We start from the raw sequence: 16425 nt of genomic DNA on the forward strand, positions 1-16425 counted from the left end.
GCGGCGACGCCCGGAGCAATGGCCCCGGTTCCGTCGTTCGCTCGAGGTTTCGCCTCGTCCGCACGGTTCACCCGCCCGCGCAGTGGATCGACCGTGAGGGGCAGGTCTCCTGGCTCCCGGGTCGCTGCTGACGTGCCGCCTTCCCAGGTCGGCGAAGACCCAGTGGCATAATGGCGCGCCGGCTATCCGGTCACAGTTGCGGGGGCAGCACCGGTCTTGCAAGGTCGCCCCCACGCACCGGTTTCCCTATTGATCCCGTCTCCGGGAACCCTTCACTAGGATCGCTTAGGGTTGCGACGCAGCACACGCAAGAAAGAAAAAGGCGTGCGCGGCGCGTAACCAAGTCTTGTCACCTCCTATATTAACTGGGAATCCAAGCGTGGTCATAAGAAGATGACACGCTTCGACAGGAGCAACCGGGATGAGGGTTCGATCGACAAACCACCTTGCTGCCGGGCATCCGCGCCATAAACCTCCGTTTCCGCCGGGAACGGGTGTGTTGATTGCCGGTGCCGCGTCGTTGCTGATGTGGGCGATTATTGCCGGGATCGCCGTTATCGTCTGACGGCGCCGCGTTCTGCCTGCCCAGTCACCGAGCGCACCACTGCGCCGCTTGACGTGGCACCGGATTCGATGTGGATCGAGCCAACCGAACATAGGGGTGGCTCAGCATGGAAACGATCGGCGGCGACCTTCGCCACATGCAGCGGACGCCCTTGTCCGAAAGCCATGTCGCAGCGCTCCGTGCCGCTGGATCGATCGTCCGCTATCCCGCCGGCACCTTTTTGTCGCGCCCCGGCACGCCTGCTGATCGCTTCACCTATGTCCTCTCGGGCGAGGTGGAGGTGGTCAATCTCTATACCGACGAACGCCATTTGCCCTCCACGCTCGGCCCGGCGCAATTCATGGGAGAAATTTCTTTTTTGAACGGGGGCAATTGGTCAATGCCGCTGCGTGCGACGGTCGATACCGAAGTGATCGAGGTACCGCGCGAGATAATGCTGACGCTGATGTCGCAAATCCCTGAAATGTCCGACATCGTGATTTCGGTGTTATCGGCCCGGCGGCGGCGGCAGCTCGATGACCATGACGGCGCGCTTATCCTGATCGGCGAGGAGGCCGATCGCGAGATCCGCCGGATCGCGGAATTCGCCAGCCGCAACCGCATTCCCTATTCCGCGATCGCGCTCGATACGGACGAAGCGAGGGCGATGGCGCAGAATTGCGGGATCACGCTGACCGGCCCGTGCGTCATTTTCGGGCGCGAGATGGTGCCCGATCCGACCCCGCAAACCGTCGCGCGCCTGCTCGGCCTAAACCGCGATCTGGCCGAGGAAGCCGTGTTCGATGTGCTGATCGTCGGCGGCGGCCCCGCCGGCGTGGCGGCGGGTGTCTACGCCGGCGCCGAGGGCCTGTAAGCACTCGTCATCGAAGATGTGGCGATCGGCGGCCAGGCGGGCACATCGTCCAGAATCGAAAACTACATGGGCTTTCCGACCGGGATATCAGGCGCCGATCTGGTCTGGCGGGGCGAGGTTCAGGCGATGAAGTTCGGCACGCGCTTCGCCATGCCGTGCCGCGTCAGCCTGCTCGAACGGTTGGACGATGGCACCTTCTGCGCAACGCTCGACACCGGCAACCGCGTACGCGGTCGCTCCGTGGTGGTGGCGACCGGCGTGCAATATCGCCGCCTGCCGATCGCACGGCTTGAGGTGTTGGAGGGCGCAGGCATCTATTATGCGGCGACCGAAATCGAAGCGCGCTATTGCCGGGGAACCGAAGCGATCGTGATTGGTGGCGGCAATTCCGCTGGCCAGGCCGCGATGTTCCTGAGCCGCGCGGCCAGCCGCGTCCGGCTCCTGGTGCGCGGCACTTCGCTCGCCGCGTCGATGTCGAATTACCTCTCCAGCCGCCTTGAAGCCGATCCGGCGATCACGATCCACTATCAGGCCGAGGTCAGCGAGCTCCATGGCGAGGATCAGTTGGACGGCGTGACGATCCGCAATGCGGTGACCGGCGCGACCGAAACCGTCGCGACGCGCGCCGTTTTCGTCATGGTCGGCGCGGCCCCCAATACGGCGTGGCTGTCCGGCCTGGTGGAACTCGACGAAAAGGGCTTCGTGCTGACCGGACCCGATGTGCATACCGCGTCTCCGTTCGCAACGTCGCATCCGGGTATCTTCGCGGTAGGCGACGTTCGCGCCGGATCGGTCAAGCGCGTCGCATCGTCAGTGGGCGAGGGGTCGGTCGTTATCTCAAAGGTATGGGAATATTTGACCGCCAGTGCGGGCTGAATGTTGCTCCAAACAGCACGTAGGTGACCGCTCCGACAACAGCTTAATGAGACATTGTACCATCGCCTTGCGTCAAATATTGAAATTTGACTCAAGACACAATTGACGCTGTCGGACCCGATACCTGCTCAAGAATTTACAATGAAGATCTCGTTGCGGCAGCGCTCTATCTTTTAGTTTGCAGAAGGCGTTTTAAGCGCGGTAGTCTCTCCTTAAGTATCGCGTTGTTTTGCGTCATCGGGGGCCGCATTGTGCGTCGCAACATATCGAGTGGTATAAAGCTTGCCCAAAACGTAAAGCCACTCGCAGGAGCCGCCGAAGCGATCTCGACGTCACCCATCCGTGTTGTGCTACCGCAGCTTTGTGCTGCAGCAGCAATCCTCTCCGGGATGGCCGGGTTGACCGGATGGGCTTTGGACGATGCCTGGCTGCGAGGCTTTGGACGTGACAGTCAGCCAGTCCACCCGCTTTCTGCACTCACCTACATTGGAATTGCGCTTTCCCTACTGGCGGCGATGCGCGGGCATCGGCGATTGTCGAGATCACTGCTGGCGATTCCCGCGATGTTTGTGGCCGGCTGGACGTACCAGGCAATATCGGGGAGCCATATCCCGTACGAGAGATGGCTGTTTCCGCATCAGATGACCCAATATGCGATGGCCAACGGTCCGCCATACAGTGTGACCGTCGCTATCATCGCCGTCCTTGCGACCGCGACGGCTATATCGACCCGAACGGATCGAGCGGCCGGCCAAACCGTCATCGCACTGGCCAGCCTCACACTCGGTGTCGCGATACTGGGGGCTTGCATCGTTTATCTGGGCATCTTCCATGTTAACCCAGACGGCAAAGTCGCTCTGCTGTCGGCACCGGCCTCTCTACAGGCGATGTTCATATCCGCAGCCCTGCTGCTTTGGCGCGGACGTGTTGGCTGGTTCCAGCTGCTGCGAGTCGAAGCCACTTCGGGAAGGAGGCTGCGAACGGTCCTGCCGATCGTGATATTGCTTCCCGCCTTGACGGCACTTGCCGAAATTACCACTGAGGAGTCCGGACTGTTGCCGCCGGCGATCATCGATCTCGTCGCGGCAGCAAGCAATATTCTCATAATGTCCGGCCTCGTCTTCTGGTCGATAGCGCGCATATCTGCCGAGCATGACGCTTTGATCGAAGTTACCCATGCGATGGACGCCGCACCGATCGCGCTCACCTCCCCCACCGGAGAGATCGAACATTGGTCGCGCGGCTGCGAGGACCTGTATGGCTGGACCGCGGTTGAAGCGATCGGCCGGCGCAAATACGAATTGTTGCGCACGGTCGATGCACAAACGCGCATACCGCTGCGGCGCGGCGACGACGTGCAGGATTCGGATCGCGAAGTCGTCGAGCATCATCGTGATGGTACGCCGGTTCACGTCGTCGAACGCGTACGGCGCGTCGAGGAAATGGGCAGATCGCCCGTCTATGCCCATTCGATGACCAATATTTCGGCGCGTGTGGCGGCCGATTTGGCATTGCAAGAAACCGAGGCCAATCTGCAACTGGCACTCGCGTCGCATCAGATTGGCAGCTTCGAGTGGGACGTTCCATCCGGTCGGATAATCTTCTCCGCTGGCGCGGAGCAGCGTCTTGGGCTGCGCCACGGGGAGATCGGCGAGCACGCGCAATGGATCGACTGTGTGGATCCCGAAGACTTCGCCGGGATGCAGCGATCGATCGTTTTAGCCACCGAGGTGCAGGCCGAGCGCGTGAGCTATCAATATCGCTTTTACCCACCCGCGGGTGGCATGCGATCGATCGAAGGATCTGCGCGGTTCCTCTATGACGAAGCGGGAAAGTTCGTGCGGGGGCTAGGGGTCATCATTGATGTCACCGATCGCGTCGAACGCGAACAGGCCCTGCGCGTTCAGGAGGAGCTGTTCCGCTCAGCGCTTGCGACCGTGCCCTCGGCGATGATCATCCTCGACGATCAGGGTCTCATAAAGGCCTTCAGCGCATCGTCAGAGCAGATGTTCGGCTATACCGCTGAAGAGGTTATCGGATCCCATGTCAAACTCCTTACGCCCAGCGCGATCCGGGCCAAGCCTGACGATTTTATTCCGCGCTATCTGGCGACGCGAAAAAAGCGTCTAGCCGAGGGGCCGCGTCTGCTTTCTGCGGAACGGCGCGATGGCCGTTTGGTGCCAGTGGAGCTGTGGCTGGGTGAATCGGACGGCGGGAAGAGCCACTTCTTCACCGCCTTCTGCATTGACCTTTCCGAGCGCTATGCGGCCGAAGAGCGCCTATCCGATATGCGCGCCGAATTGCTCCACGTCTCCCGCCTCAGCGCGATGAGCGAAATGGCGACCGGCCTCGCGCATGAACTGAATCAGCCGCTCGCCGCCACGGTCTATTTCCTGGGCGCGGCCGACCTTGTCCTCGCGGATCCGACGAATTCCGCTCGTGGACAGGCTTTTGTGAAGATGGCGAGCGAACAGGCGCTGCGGGCCGGCGCGATCATCCGCCGGATGCGGGAATTCATCACCAAGGCAGAAGTCGATACGGGTGCGGTGGAGATCGTCCGGGTTATCGACGATGCGGTCGCCTTATCGTTTGTTGGGGGCGCACAGTCAGATATCAGACTCCGCTATGAATTCGACCCGAGAGCCACCACTGTGCTCGCCGATGCGATTCAGATTCAACAAGTCCTCGCCAATTTGCTGCGCAACGCGATCGAAGAATTGCGCGCCTGCGCGCCGGATGGGCGCGAGATTACGATCCGAACGGCGCAGATCGACGGGGACATGATCGAATGCAGCGTCTCCGATACTGGCCCCGGCCTTGATCCGGATGTTCTCGCCGGCCTGTACAAGCCGTTCGTGTCAACCAAAGGAGAAAAGGGCATGGGCGTCGGGCTTTCGATAAGCCGCCGCATCATCGAAGCGCACCGCGGAACGTTCCACGCGGGCAACAATCCTGCAGGCGGAGCGATTTTTCGCTTCACACTTCCTAAAATGGATAAAGCTACGGGGGAAACAGCATGAGCACACGAAGCATCTATATCGTCGATGATGACGAAGCGGTTCGCGCCGGGATGCAGGCGCTGCTATCGATCAAGCCCAACCTGCTGATCTTTCCCTACCGATCGGGCGATGAGTTTCTCGCGGCGCTTGACGATATGCAATCGGGGTGTGTGCTGCTCGATTACGACATGCCGGGCGCCAACGGCCTAGAGGTGCTGCGCGAACTTTCGACCGTCAGCCCCAAATTTGGGGCGATCATCTTGACCGGTCGCGGCGCGACCTCCGTGGCGGTACAGGCATGGAAATTGGGCGCGCTCGATTTCCTGGAAAAGCCGTGCGACCCGCTGGTCCTGATGGAAGTGGTCGAGAACGCCTTTTCAAAGCTCGAGCAGGATCAGCACGCCGCCGCCCGCATCGAAACGGCACAGCAGGCGATCGCCAGACTGACGCCGCGCGAACGCGAGGTGCTCGCCGGGCTTGTTGCCGGCAGCGCCAACAAGGTGATTGGCTACGAACTCGACATCAGCCCGCGCACGGTAGAAATCCACCGCGCCAATCTGATGGACAAGCTCGGGGTACGGAGCCTGTCCGAGGCGTTGCGCGTCGCATTCGCAGCGGATTTCAATCTGGCAGATTGAGCAATCTTGTCCCGCTTGCCTGCCATTTCGCGACCAGCTCCGGCACGGCCGAGACAGCCATGGCGCGATCGACCAGTGCAATCCCTTCGGTCTCCCGAACACCGTCGGGCATAAAGTGTACGATAACGATCAGCGCACCACCCCAGCATTGATCGCGCAGCGTCTCGGCCCATTGCTCGGGTGCCGCGGCAATCAGGGTTTCTTCGATGACGAGGATCGCTGCCGCACGCAACGCCGGCCCCAATGCGGGGTCGAGGTGATCGGTGCAGATGATCGGCATATGATCATGCAGCGTGAGATGCGCAGCAAGCACGCCACGCAGCGCGCCCTCGGCAATTGCCAGGACGAGCGGTCGTCGCGTCGCGCTCAATCCGTCCATAACCATTGGAATAGCATATCTTTCGCTATCGATGAGGATAGATTGAGCGCGGGAGATGTCGCTTAAGGGGAATTACCTAGTTGGCGCGATCCTCGTAGCGCCCCGCCGAGGAACCGCGCTCGGTCAGACGATACCCATAGAGTTCGCCGCTGACGCCCGGACGGAGCCGTCCCCCAAGTCGATTGCCGCCAACGCTGGCGAGAGTTCGAGCGCATCGATTTTGCCGCTGCCCGCCGAAGAGTTCGCTTCTCCGCCAAGGCCCCGCGCATCGACGATTTCACTGCCGATGCGAACGGCGCCGCGCATATATGCGGCGGGCAGCGTGGTGCGCGCGCCGACCAGAGCAGATCGGAGGTCGCCCGCGCCGTATGAGACTGCCCACCGATCACCTCCACCCGCGAGCGCACCGATCCCGTGAGTTCGACGCCCTCGGGGGCCGCGATCGCCTTGGGCAGCGGACCCGGCCTGGCCTCTTTCGCTGCGTATGCCGCAGGTAAGAGCAAGCTCTGGGCCCCGATCGTATTGGTAAACAGCGTTCGACGCAGGAGTTGGGCACGGGCCGTGTCCGACGGCGTGGCCGCTCGATCGTTATCACGGGTAACCATGCCGATCTTATAGGATCGCCAAGGACGAACGATCGGAGCTCGAGGGCTTAGTCCTCATACCTCAAACCAGATGCCTGCTTCTTGCCCTAACGGACCGATCTAGCCAACATCATCCTATATTACATCCGTGGCCCTGACCGCGTCCTCAGCGACCGACCCTGCGCGACTGGAGTATGCCGAAGATGATTAACGAACATGTGCTGGCGCGCCTGAAGTTCATGGGCATCACCCAGCAGGATCAGGCAACGCTGGCCGAGATTGCGCCGATGATTGCCGCGACGATCGGTGACGGGCTCGATCACTTCTACACCAATGCGCGCGCGACGCCCGAGACGGCGGCTTTCTTCCGCGACGAAGCTCATATGGCCAAAGCGAAGGCGGCGCAGGACGCGCATTGGATGCGCATTGCGAGCGGCCGGTTCGACGACGCATTTCATTCGAGCGTCCGCCGGATCGGCGGGGTGCATGCGCGGATCGGGCTGGAGCCCCGCTGGTATGTCGGTGCGTATGCGCTCGTTCTGGAAAAATTACTGCTCGGAGTTGCCAAGCGCTGTTCGCCATGGCGTCGCTTGCTTTCTCGGTTCCGCACCCCGCCCGCCAGCGTCGCCAGCGTTGCGATCGTCAAGGCGGCACTGCTCGATCTGGAAATGTCGGTTTCGATCTATTTCGAACAGAGTCAGGCCGAGCGCGACCAGGCCATCGCGAAGCTCGGCCAAGCGTTGCAGGCACTTTCCGAGGGCGATCTCGTCACCGTGCTGAGCGGTCTGCCGAGCAACTTTGCAACACTCGAGGGCAGCTTCAACCAGACTCTGTCCTCGATGCGCGACATGATTGGCGGCGTGACTCACAGCGCCGAGGGCATTCGCACCGGCTCCAACGAAATCGCCCAAGCGTCCGAAGACCTTGCGCGCCGCACCGAGAGCAATGCCGCCAGCCTGGAGGAGACCAGTGCCGCACTGGCGCAGATCGACGGACGGCTGCGCGCGACCGCCGCTTCCTCCACCAAAACCGTGACGCGCGCCGATCAGGCGATCACGACGGTTGGGGGTGGCCGCGAGACGGCGGAGCAAGCGGTGCAGGCAATGACGCGCGTCAGCGACAGCGCCAAGGGCATCGACAGCGTGATCGAAGGCCTCGACAAGATCGCCTTCCAGACACGCGTGCTCGCCATGAATGCTGCGGTCGAGGCGGGTCGTGCCGGCGATGCCGGGCGCGGCTTCGCGGTCGTCGCCGATCTCGTCTCCGCGCTCGCCATGCGCGCCGAGGAAGAAGCCAAGCGCGCACGCGATCAACTCACGCTCACCCAGACCGACATCGTTACCGCGGTGCAGGCGGTGCAGAAGGTCGATGGCGCACTGGCGAACATTTCGGTCGACGTGGGTGAAGTCCACACGCTGCTGGGCACGATGTCCGACGATGCGACCGCGCAATCCTCCGCGATCACGCAAATCTCGGCGGCGATCGGCGCGATGGATCAGGCAACGCAGCAAAATGCCGCAATGGTCGAGGAAACGTCGGCGGCCGCGCGCAACCTGATCGCAGAGGTTACCTCGCTCGCCCGCCAAACGGCGATGTTCACGATCGATCCCGGCGCAAGCAGGCCGAGCATGCAAGCGCACGTGCCGCACACCGCCAGCACCCCGGTGCCCACACGCTCCTATCGCTCCCCGGTCGCGGCGCTCCAGGCGCGGGACACGGCGCTTGCTCCGGCGGGCGGCGACGATTGGAACGCCTTCTGACGCAGATTTCCCCGCCACCGTCGCCAGCGACGACAATCGCCTATCAAAACCCCAGGACCTCGACATGAAAATTCTTGAAGACACGAAAATCGCGACGAAGATCATCGCCTTGCTGGGGATGCTCGGCCTCTTGACCGTCGCGGTCGCCTGGATCGGATCACGCGAGTTGCGCAATTCCGATGCAGTCTATTTGAACCTGACGAACGATCTAATCTCGGGTGTCAAACTGACCCAGGTTAACCGCCGGATCGCGGTGATGACCGGATCGGCGTATCAAGCGTTGGTCTATGATGGTGCCAGCAAGGAGGCTCAGGCCGCGGTCGCTGCCGAAAAGGAAGCGTATGAAAGCGCGCTTGACCGTTTTGCCTTTGCGGAAAAGACGTCCCCGCAAACTGCGTCCAAAGTTGCGGAATTTCGCGCCGCGATGGAGAATTTGCATCGCCTGACGGCGCGGGCCGCAGCGCTCGGCAGGCAGAATCGCGACGACGACGCGAAGAATGTGCTTCAGGAAGCCGATATCGTCGCGCACGATTTCTCCAAGAGCCTGGCCGATTATAACGAAGCGAGTATCGCCGCCGCGCAGACTGGAAGCGCCAAGCTCAGCGATGCCGCCGCTGCGACCGCCTGGACCGTGATGATCGCCAGTATCGTCGGTGCGATCATTGGCATGGCCGTTAGTGTGCTAGTCGCCCGCGTCGGGATCACCGGCCCGCTCAATGCACTGCGCGAAACCATGGGGCGCATCGCTTCGGGGGAAAACCGCGTCGAGATACCCGGCGTCGGGCGCGGCGATGAGGTCGGCGCGATGGCGAAAACCGTTCTGCTGTTCCGTGATGCAGCGGTCGCGCAGGAGGCTGCCGCCGCTACCAAGCTTGAGAACGACGCGCAGCAGCAGGAAGTCATCAATATCGTGTCTGGCAGCCTGGCCCGACTCTCCGAAGGCGATCTGACTGCCGAGATCGATCGCGCCTTCCCGCGTGATTTCGAAACGCTGAAAACAAACTTCAACATGGCGTTGAACAAATTGCGCAGCCTGATCAGCGGCGTTACCGAAAGCGCGGACGGAATCCGCACGGGCTCGCACGAAATCGCGCAGGCATCGGAAGATCTGGCGCGGCGGACTGAGGGCAATGCGGCGAGCCTGGAGGAGACCAGCGCCGCCTTGGTGCAGATCGACACCCGGCTGAAAGCAACGGCGGTATCGTCTGGCCAGACCGTAGCACGCGCCGATCAGGCGATCGCCACCGTCGGTGGTGGGCGCGCGACCGCCGAGCAAGCCGTCCAGGCAATGACCCGCGTCAGCGACAGCGCCAAGGGCATCGACAGCGTGATCGAGGGCCTCGACAAGATCGCCTTCCAGACGCGGGTGCTGGCGATGAACGCGGCGGTCGAGGCTGGGCGTGCGGGTGATGCCGGGCGCGGGTTTGCGGTGGTTGCCGATCTCGTCTCCGCGCTCGCCATGCGCGCCGAGGAAGAAGCCAAGCGCGCGCGTGATCAGTTGACCGTCACCCAGGCCGAAATCGGCACTGCGGTGCAGGCGGTGCAGAATGTCGATGGCGCGCTCGCCAATATCTCGGGCGATGTGGGGGAAGTGCATAAATTGCTTGGCGCGATGGCCGACGATGCCGCCGCGCAATCCTCCGCGATCACGCAGATTTCGGCAGCGATCGGCGCGATGGACCAGTCGACCCAGCAAAATGCCGCGATGGTCGAGGAAACATCGGCCGCAGCGCGCAACCTGACGGCCGAGGTAACCTCGCTCTCCGGTCAGACCGCGATGTTCACGATCGACGGCGGATCGACCCGGCGGCGCGCGTCGGCGGAGAGAGCAACTGTGGCGGCGCCTGCGCAGGCGAAATCGGCCCCTGCCCCCTATCGCTCACCCGTCGCGGCGCTTGCCACGGCTGGCGGCGACGACTGGAACGCCTTTTGAGCCAGTCGGCGAGCCTTGCGCTTCATATGAAAGCACCGCGTTCTAGCCGACGGTGGGCAACCATTGTTCAGGGCTTGCTGCTCACGATCGGATCGGCGTTCGCGCTGGCACCACCAGCCGAAGGCATGATCCTGATCGCACCGTTGCTGCCCGGCGATCCCGCCGCCAGCATCGGCTGGGTACGGGACGCAGGAGCCACGCTGATTGCGCCTGGCCCCTATGCCGGATCCTACGTCGTCAACGGCTCGCTGGCCGCTTTGCTCTTACCCGCACTTTCGCACGGCACCGTGCTCGTTACCACACGCTTCACCGCGTGTGGCGCTGCCCGCTCCAAGGACCTTTGACATGCCCACGATCGATCTCACCTCCCTTCGCCTGACAGCTATGCGCGTGCTGGCCGGGTTGATTACGGTGTTGGCCGTGGCAGTCGTGGCGGGCGCGCTCTTCGTCACCCTGCCCGGCAAATGGCCCGCTGCGGTGCTGGCCGTTCTGCTCGCGATCCTGCCCGGCGCGATGGCGATGCAACAGCGCACCGATGCGTCCGCGCGGATGCTGACAAGCATCACCGTCATGATCATGCCGGTGCTGTTGCTCTTCGCTTTCGAAGGGGAGCCGTGGCAAGTCGACCTGCACATGACGTTCTTCGCCTTGCTCGCGATTGTCGCGATCCTGTGCGACTGGAAGGCTGTCTGTGCTGCGGCCGGCGTGGTCGCGGTCCACCATATCGGCTTCGGATTGTTGATCCCGCAATGGATTTTCACGGGAACTGGCTCGGTCGGTCGGGTCGGCTTCCACGCTGTGATCCTGATCGTCGAGGCAGTGACGTTGATGTGGCTCGGCGCGCGAATCGTGGCGCTGCTTGCTGCGATCGAACGCCAGAATGAGGAGCGTAAGAGCGCCGCGGACGCATTGGCAGCGGAACGCACCGAGCAGGCCGACGCCGTTGCCGTCGTTACCGCGTCACTGGGCGAGGGGCTTATGGCCCTGACCGAGGGTGACCTCACCGCGGAGATCCACGCCGAATATCCCGAAGGTTACGGGATGCTGCGCAGCAACTTCAACGGCGCGCTGACCAGCTTGCGGCAGTTGATCGGATCGGTCAGCGAAAGCGCCGACGGGATCCGCACCGGATCGAGCCAGATCGCTCAAGCATCCGAAGATCTGGCGCGCCGCACGGAAAGCAGTGCCGCGAGCCTCGAAGAAACCTCCGCGGCACTGTGCCAGATCGAATCGCGCATCAAGGCGACGAGCGCATCTGCCATTACCACCGTGCAGCGCGCCGATGGGGCCATCGCCACGGTCGCAGTCGGTCGCGCAACCGTCGAGGAAGCCGTACAGGCGATGGGCCGCGTGTCGGACAGCGCCAAGGGCATCGACAGCGTCATCGAAGGGCTCGATAAGATCGCCTTTCAGACCCGCGTGCTGGCAATGAATGCTGCGGTCGAAGCAGGCCGAGCGGGCGATGCCGGGCGCGGCTTCGCGGTCGTTGCCGATCTCGTATCGGCGCTTGCGATGCGCGCCGAGGAAGAAGCAAAGCGCGCACGCGATCAGTTGAGCGTCACGCAGAGTGAAATCGGGACTGCGGTGGATGCCGTCAGGAAGGTCGACGGATCGTTCGTCGATATTTCGGCTGAAGTCGCCGGGGTGCACGCGTTGCTCGGAGACATGGCATCGGACAATGCCGCCCAATCGAACGCGATTTCGGAGATCAGCGCGGCGATCAACACGATGGACCAGGCGACCCAGCAAAATGCCGCAATGGTCGAGGAAACCTCTGCCGCCGCACGCAACCTGACGACCGAAGTGATCTCGCTCACCAACCAGGCTGCGCAGTTTCGGGTCGAGACAAAGTCGCGCGGCGCCCCCGTCCACTTCCGTCCTTCGGCGGAAACGCTGGCGGCGCGTACCGGAAAAACCCAAGTCGGGCGATAGGCCGAGCGTCGCGTCGGCGCCGCTTACTCGCAGAAACAAAACTGCCGCGGCGCCCCTGGGCGCCGCGGCAGATTTCGTTCTGGATCGGGGAGAATTAGCCCGCCGGTTCAGCCGGCCATGCCCGTTCCCGACAATCCGTCGATGATGTCGCGATTGACCTCGATCAGATCATCGATCGACTCCCGGCCAGTGATCACATCGCTGGTGAAGTGATCGACCCACAAAGCAAGCGAGATGATGCTTGCGCGCAGACCGTCGGGCAGGGTGTTGCCGACGGTGCCGCACACCGCCGAAAACGTCCTCCACACTTCGCGATTGCGATGCAGCGCGGGCATCAACGCGCCCTTCATTAGACCAGCGTCGCGCGCCTGGATCATCTCCCCGGTAATTTCCAGCATGAGACGCCGTTCGGCCTGGCGCGGGCTTTCCGCGATAGTTCGCGCACGAAGATAGGCGTTGAGAGACATGCAATTTCCTCCGGCTGATAGTCTATTCTAGACGATTTGCCGTGCAGGCGGCGCGAAGCCGCCGCTGCGGATGCATCGTCCTATAATGAGCTGGGCGCGCCGTGCGGCCGCCGTCCCCAAAGGCTTTGCAGGACCATCCCGCATGAACGACTCGATCCTAGCCCGTGACTTGCCGATCGCGCTTGAAACGCGACCAGACGTCCGGATTCTGTCGCTCGATTGCTTCGACACCTTGCTGTGGCGCGACACCCACGCGCCGAGCGACGTGTTCCGCGTCCTCGACGGGCCGAGCCCGATGCAACGGATCTGGGCCGAACAGCGCGCACGAGCGCAAGCGATGCTGCGCCGCCGCTGCAACGAAGTCGGCATCGCCGACATCTATGCGCAATTGCTGCCTAATGCCGCGGCAGACAAACGGGCGATGCTGGTCGCGCAGGAACTGGCGGCGGAAGCGCAGCATTGCTTCGGCTTCGCGCCGGTCATCGCGCTGATGCGTGACGCGAAGGCGCGCGGGCTCCGCGTGATCATCGTCAGCGACACGTATCTCGATGCGGCGCAGCTCGGCACGCTGATTGCTAATGCTGCGGGCGACGACGTGCGCGCGCTGATCGACCAGATCTTCTGTTCGTCCGAATTCGGCGTATCCAAGGGCGAGGGCCTGCTCGATGCGGTCATCAAGCACTTGGGCGTGCCGGCGCAAACGATCCTGCACATTGGCGACAATCGCGCCGCCGATCTGATCGGCGGGCAAAAAGCCGGGGTTCAGGCGCTTCACTTGAAGCAATTTACCGAAACCACCGAACAGCGCCTTCGCCTCGAGGCGGCAACCGGCGCAATGATCCACGTCGGCACCACACCGCCTGATCGCCACAGTCAGCCGCACCGCGCCACCATCGCGCTCGGCGAGCCGGATATCGACGATACCGCCGAGGTGCTTGGCTATACCACGATCGGGCCCTTGCTTCACGGCTTTGCGCGCTGGGTCCGCGCCGAGGCCGAACGCCTGCGTGCGAAGAATGACGGCGGCCAGGTCCACATTCTGTTCCTGATGCGTGACGGGCATTTACCCCGGCTCGCCTTCGACGCCTGCCAGCAAGGCGAAGCGGCGACGCACGCGACCGAGATTAGCCGCTTCACCGCGACCGCGTCCTCGTTTCGCAGCGAGGCCGACGTGCTGGCCTATCTGAGCGGTGAGATGGGATCGAACATCGAGGCGATCCTGAAGCAGTTACTATTCAAACCGCAGGAAATCGCCGTGATCCTGCGCGATTTGCCGAGACAGGCGCCCTTCCCCGCCTTGCTCCGCGCGGTGCGATCGGCCCCGCGCATGAAAAGCATTCTCGCCCGATCCAGCGCATTTGCCGATCGGCTCGCGGGCTATCTGCGCGCCACCGTGGCGCCAGCCCAGGGCGATGTTCTGATGCTGGTCGACCTTGGCTATAATGGATCGGTCCAGAATCGGATCGACCGCGTCCTGAGCGAGACGCTCGAGGTCGGCATTGCCGGCCGCTATCTGCTGCTGCGCGAGCAGGATATGCCCGGCCTCGACAAGACCGGCTTCGTCGACCCGCAGCATTATGACGCGGCCACGCTGGAGGCGCTGTGCGGCAACGTTGCCGTGCTCGAACAGCTTTGCACCGCCGCGCAGGGGTCGGTGATCGACTATACCGCCGATGGCGCGCCGGTCCGCTCGGCCAATGCGATCAAGGGCCGGCAAAGCGAAACGCGCGACGCCGTTCAACGCGGCACCGTGCGGTATGTGCGGGACGCCAGTCGTGCAATCGTTCGCCCGGCCGGCGCGATCGACATGGCGGCAATGCGCAGTTCCGCGGTCGCCGTGCTCGCCCGTCTCATGTTCTTGCCGATGCCGCAGGAACTGGCAGTGCTGGCGCAATTCCAGCATGACGTGAACCTCGGTGTGCAGGATGTCGTGCCGCTGTTCGATCCGGCGATCGGCCGCCGCGGTCTGCGTCAGCGCGGGCTGTTTTACATGCGCGGGTCGGAGCGAATGTACCTTCCGGCCGAGTTGCAGGGCGAAGGGCTCGCCGTCAAACTCACGCTGCTTGCACAGAAGCGTTTTGGCCTGGGTTTGAAATATGCCGATTTCATCGACCAGACGATCACGCTGCCGATCCTGATCGCCGATGGCCGCACGGTCGATACCGCAACGATCACTGCGACGCCAACGCATGACGGATATTACATCGCGCCGATCCCGATCGACGATTTTCGCTTCTCGATCGGGCTGCAGTTCGGCCGCCTGTATGACTGGGTTCAGATCGAAAGTGTCACTTTCATGCCGGTCGAACGCTTTCTGAGCGATCAACAACGCTCGGGTCTCGAGGAGATCGTCGCGGTGCCGACGCTTGAGGGGATCGAGCAGCCCGCACCGCATCTCTATCGCTGCGAGGATTCCGCCGCCTTCATGATGATCCCCCCGCCGCCGCGGCGCGATGCACGTCCGATGATGCTCGCCGTCGTGTTCCGCCCGATCGCGCTGCGCGTGGTGAACGCACTTTCACAACCCATACCCGCCAATGCCACCATGGAAATTTCGCGATGAGCAATTTGCTGATTCATTCGATGTCCGAATTTTCGGACCTCATCCTGGGCAGCCTGCGGCTGTCGGGTGCGCGCAACATCGTCGAGATCGGGGCGGAGTTCGGCGGCATGTCGGAATTGCTGGCGGATTATGCCGCTGCCGCGGACGGCTGCCTGACGAGCATCGACCCGGCCCCACGGCCCGAATTCATCGCCTGGGCCCGTACCGCCCCCGGAGTTACGCACCTTGCCGCGGCAAGTCTCGACGTCATGCACGCGCTGCGCGACGTCGATGCGTGGGTGATCGACGGCGACCATAATTACTATACCGTATTGCATGAGCTACAGGCCGCCGACGCCCTCGGAACCCGGGACGGGAGGCCTTTGCTGGCGTTTCTGCACGACGTATGCTGGCCCACCGCGCGGCGCGACATGTATTACGCGCCTGATCGGATCCCCGCCGAATACCGCCATCCGCATACCTTCGGTGCCGGGACGATGCTCGATCGCGCCGAACTTGTCTCTGGCCAGGGCTTCCGTGGCGGCACCGACTGGGCGATGGCAAATCATAGCGGCGGACCGCGCAACGGCGTGCTGACAGCGGTCGAGGATTTTATCGGCGATGCTCGCGCCACGGGTCGGGAGCTCGCTTGGGCGCATATTCCCGCGGTATTCGGCCTCGGCATCGTGTTCGATGCGACCGCGCCATGGAGCGCCGAAGTGGCCACGCTGGTAGCGCCATTCCACAACAACGGCTTGCTGGCCGCGATGGAGCGCAACCGCCTGCGCAATTATATGAAGGTGATCGAGTGGCAGGATCGCGCGGCGTAGAGAATTGCCGCCCGCCGCACCCCGCCCGGCGCGCCTCTCCTATAATTAATACAGAGCGTTCAGTCCG

The 16425-nt window shown here is 63.0% G+C and carries 12 protein-coding genes and 1 riboswitch; of the genes, 10 read left to right on the forward strand and 2 right to left on the reverse strand.

The features are described 5' to 3' along the window. Positions 1–82 precede the first annotated feature (82 nt). Positions 83–288, reverse strand: a riboswitch (cobalamin riboswitch). 383 nt (positions 289–671) lie between these two features. From HMP06_RS18025 to HMP06_RS08475, 4 genes are all read left to right on the forward strand, one after another. After that, positions 672–1418: a Crp/Fnr family transcriptional regulator gene (locus HMP06_RS18025; protein WP_332103030.1), complete on the forward strand. Its 747-nt coding sequence runs from the start codon at positions 672–674 to the stop codon at positions 1416–1418. A gap of 18 nt (positions 1419–1436) precedes the next feature. After that, complete coding sequence (locus HMP06_RS18030) at positions 1437–2294, forward strand: NAD(P)/FAD-dependent oxidoreductase (protein ID WP_332103031.1); 858 nt, start codon at positions 1437–1439, stop codon at positions 2292–2294. Between the two features lie 389 nt (positions 2295–2683). Beyond that, complete coding sequence (locus HMP06_RS08470; RefSeq protein WP_232089925.1) at positions 2684–5314, forward strand: PAS domain-containing sensor histidine kinase; 2631 nt, start codon at positions 2684–2686, stop codon at positions 5312–5314. Continuing rightward, a complete protein-coding gene (locus tag HMP06_RS08475) occupies positions 5311–5931 on the forward strand; it encodes a response regulator transcription factor (RefSeq protein WP_176496695.1) in 621 nt (206 codons plus the stop codon). Before HMP06_RS08470 ends, HMP06_RS08475 begins: the two co-directional genes overlap by 4 nt. Here the strand turns inward: HMP06_RS08475 and HMP06_RS08480 are convergent. Continuing rightward, positions 5915–6310: a hypothetical protein gene (locus HMP06_RS08480; protein WP_232089926.1), complete on the reverse strand. Its 396-nt coding sequence runs from the start codon at positions 6308–6310 to the stop codon at positions 5915–5917. The two genes, HMP06_RS08475 and HMP06_RS08480, sit on opposite strands and share 17 nt — an antisense overlap. Positions 6311–7097: 787 nt before the next feature. On the opposite strand from HMP06_RS08480, the gene HMP06_RS08485 reads away from it, so the two are divergent. From HMP06_RS08485 to HMP06_RS08495, 4 genes are all read left to right on the forward strand, one after another. Further along, positions 7098–8654, forward strand: a complete 1557-nt coding sequence (locus tag HMP06_RS08485; protein WP_176498441.1) for a globin-coupled sensor protein — start codon at positions 7098–7100, stop codon at positions 8652–8654. Positions 8655–8718: 64 nt separating this feature from the next. Beyond that, the gene (locus tag HMP06_RS08490; protein ID WP_176496696.1) at positions 8719–10587 is read left to right on the forward strand and encodes a methyl-accepting chemotaxis protein; all 1869 of its coding nucleotides are present in this window, start codon (positions 8719–8721) and stop codon (positions 10585–10587) included. Between the two features lie 74 nt (positions 10588–10661). Next, positions 10662–10931, forward strand: coding sequence for a hypothetical protein (locus HMP06_RS17905; RefSeq protein ID WP_232089927.1), 270 nt, complete (start codon positions 10662–10664; stop codon positions 10929–10931). A gap of 1 nt (position 10932) precedes the next feature. After that, on the forward strand, positions 10933–12519 hold the full coding sequence (locus HMP06_RS08495) for a methyl-accepting chemotaxis protein (protein WP_232089928.1): 1587 nt from the start codon (positions 10933–10935) through the stop codon (positions 12517–12519). 107 nt (positions 12520–12626) lie between these two features. On the opposite strand, the gene HMP06_RS08500 is transcribed toward HMP06_RS08495, so the two are convergent. Further along, positions 12627–12986 (reverse strand): flagellar biosynthesis regulator FlaF, encoded by a 360-nt coding sequence (locus HMP06_RS08500; protein WP_176496698.1) that lies wholly within the window; start codon positions 12984–12986, stop codon positions 12627–12629. Positions 12987–13128: 142 nt separating this feature from the next. On the opposite strand from HMP06_RS08500, the gene HMP06_RS08505 reads away from it, so the two are divergent. Together HMP06_RS08505 and HMP06_RS08510 are read left to right on the forward strand one after the other, a co-directional pair. Further along, entirely contained in the window at positions 13129–15549 is a 2421-nt protein-coding gene (locus tag HMP06_RS08505) for an HAD family hydrolase (protein ID WP_176496699.1), read from the forward strand. Next, positions 15546–16358, forward strand: coding sequence for a class I SAM-dependent methyltransferase (locus HMP06_RS08510; protein WP_176496700.1), 813 nt, complete (start codon positions 15546–15548; stop codon positions 16356–16358). The genes HMP06_RS08505 and HMP06_RS08510 overlap by 4 nt, the downstream gene beginning before the upstream one ends. The last annotated feature ends 67 nt before the right edge of the window (positions 16359–16425 follow it).

The organism is Sphingomonas sp. HMP6 (assembly GCF_013374095.1).
GTDB lineage: Bacteria > Pseudomonadota > Alphaproteobacteria > Sphingomonadales > Sphingomonadaceae > Sphingomonas.

Coding starts and splice junctions, on each gene's coding strand:
- HMP06_RS18025 (WP_332103030.1), top strand. CDS start 672: ATGGAAACGATCGGCGGCGACCTTCGCCACATGCAGCGGACGCCCTTG.
- HMP06_RS08470 (WP_232089925.1), top strand. CDS start 2,684: ATGGCCGGGTTGACCGGATGGGCTTTGGACGATGCCTGGCTGCGAGGC.
- HMP06_RS08475 (WP_176496695.1), top strand. CDS start 5,311: ATGAGCACACGAAGCATCTATATCGTCGATGATGACGAAGCGGTTCGC.
- HMP06_RS08480 (WP_232089926.1), bottom strand. CDS start 6,310: ATGGACGGATTGAGCGCGACGCGACGACCGCTCGTCCTGGCAATTGCC.
- HMP06_RS08485 (WP_176498441.1), top strand. CDS start 7,098: ATGATTAACGAACATGTGCTGGCGCGCCTGAAGTTCATGGGCATCACC.
- HMP06_RS08490 (WP_176496696.1), top strand. CDS start 8,719: ATGAAAATTCTTGAAGACACGAAAATCGCGACGAAGATCATCGCCTTG.
- HMP06_RS08495 (WP_232089928.1), top strand. CDS start 10,933: ATGCCCACGATCGATCTCACCTCCCTTCGCCTGACAGCTATGCGCGTG.
- HMP06_RS08500 (WP_176496698.1), bottom strand. CDS start 12,986: ATGTCTCTCAACGCCTATCTTCGTGCGCGAACTATCGCGGAAAGCCCG.
- HMP06_RS08505 (WP_176496699.1), top strand. CDS start 13,129: ATGAACGACTCGATCCTAGCCCGTGACTTGCCGATCGCGCTTGAAACG.
- HMP06_RS08510 (WP_176496700.1), top strand. CDS start 15,546: ATGAGCAATTTGCTGATTCATTCGATGTCCGAATTTTCGGACCTCATC.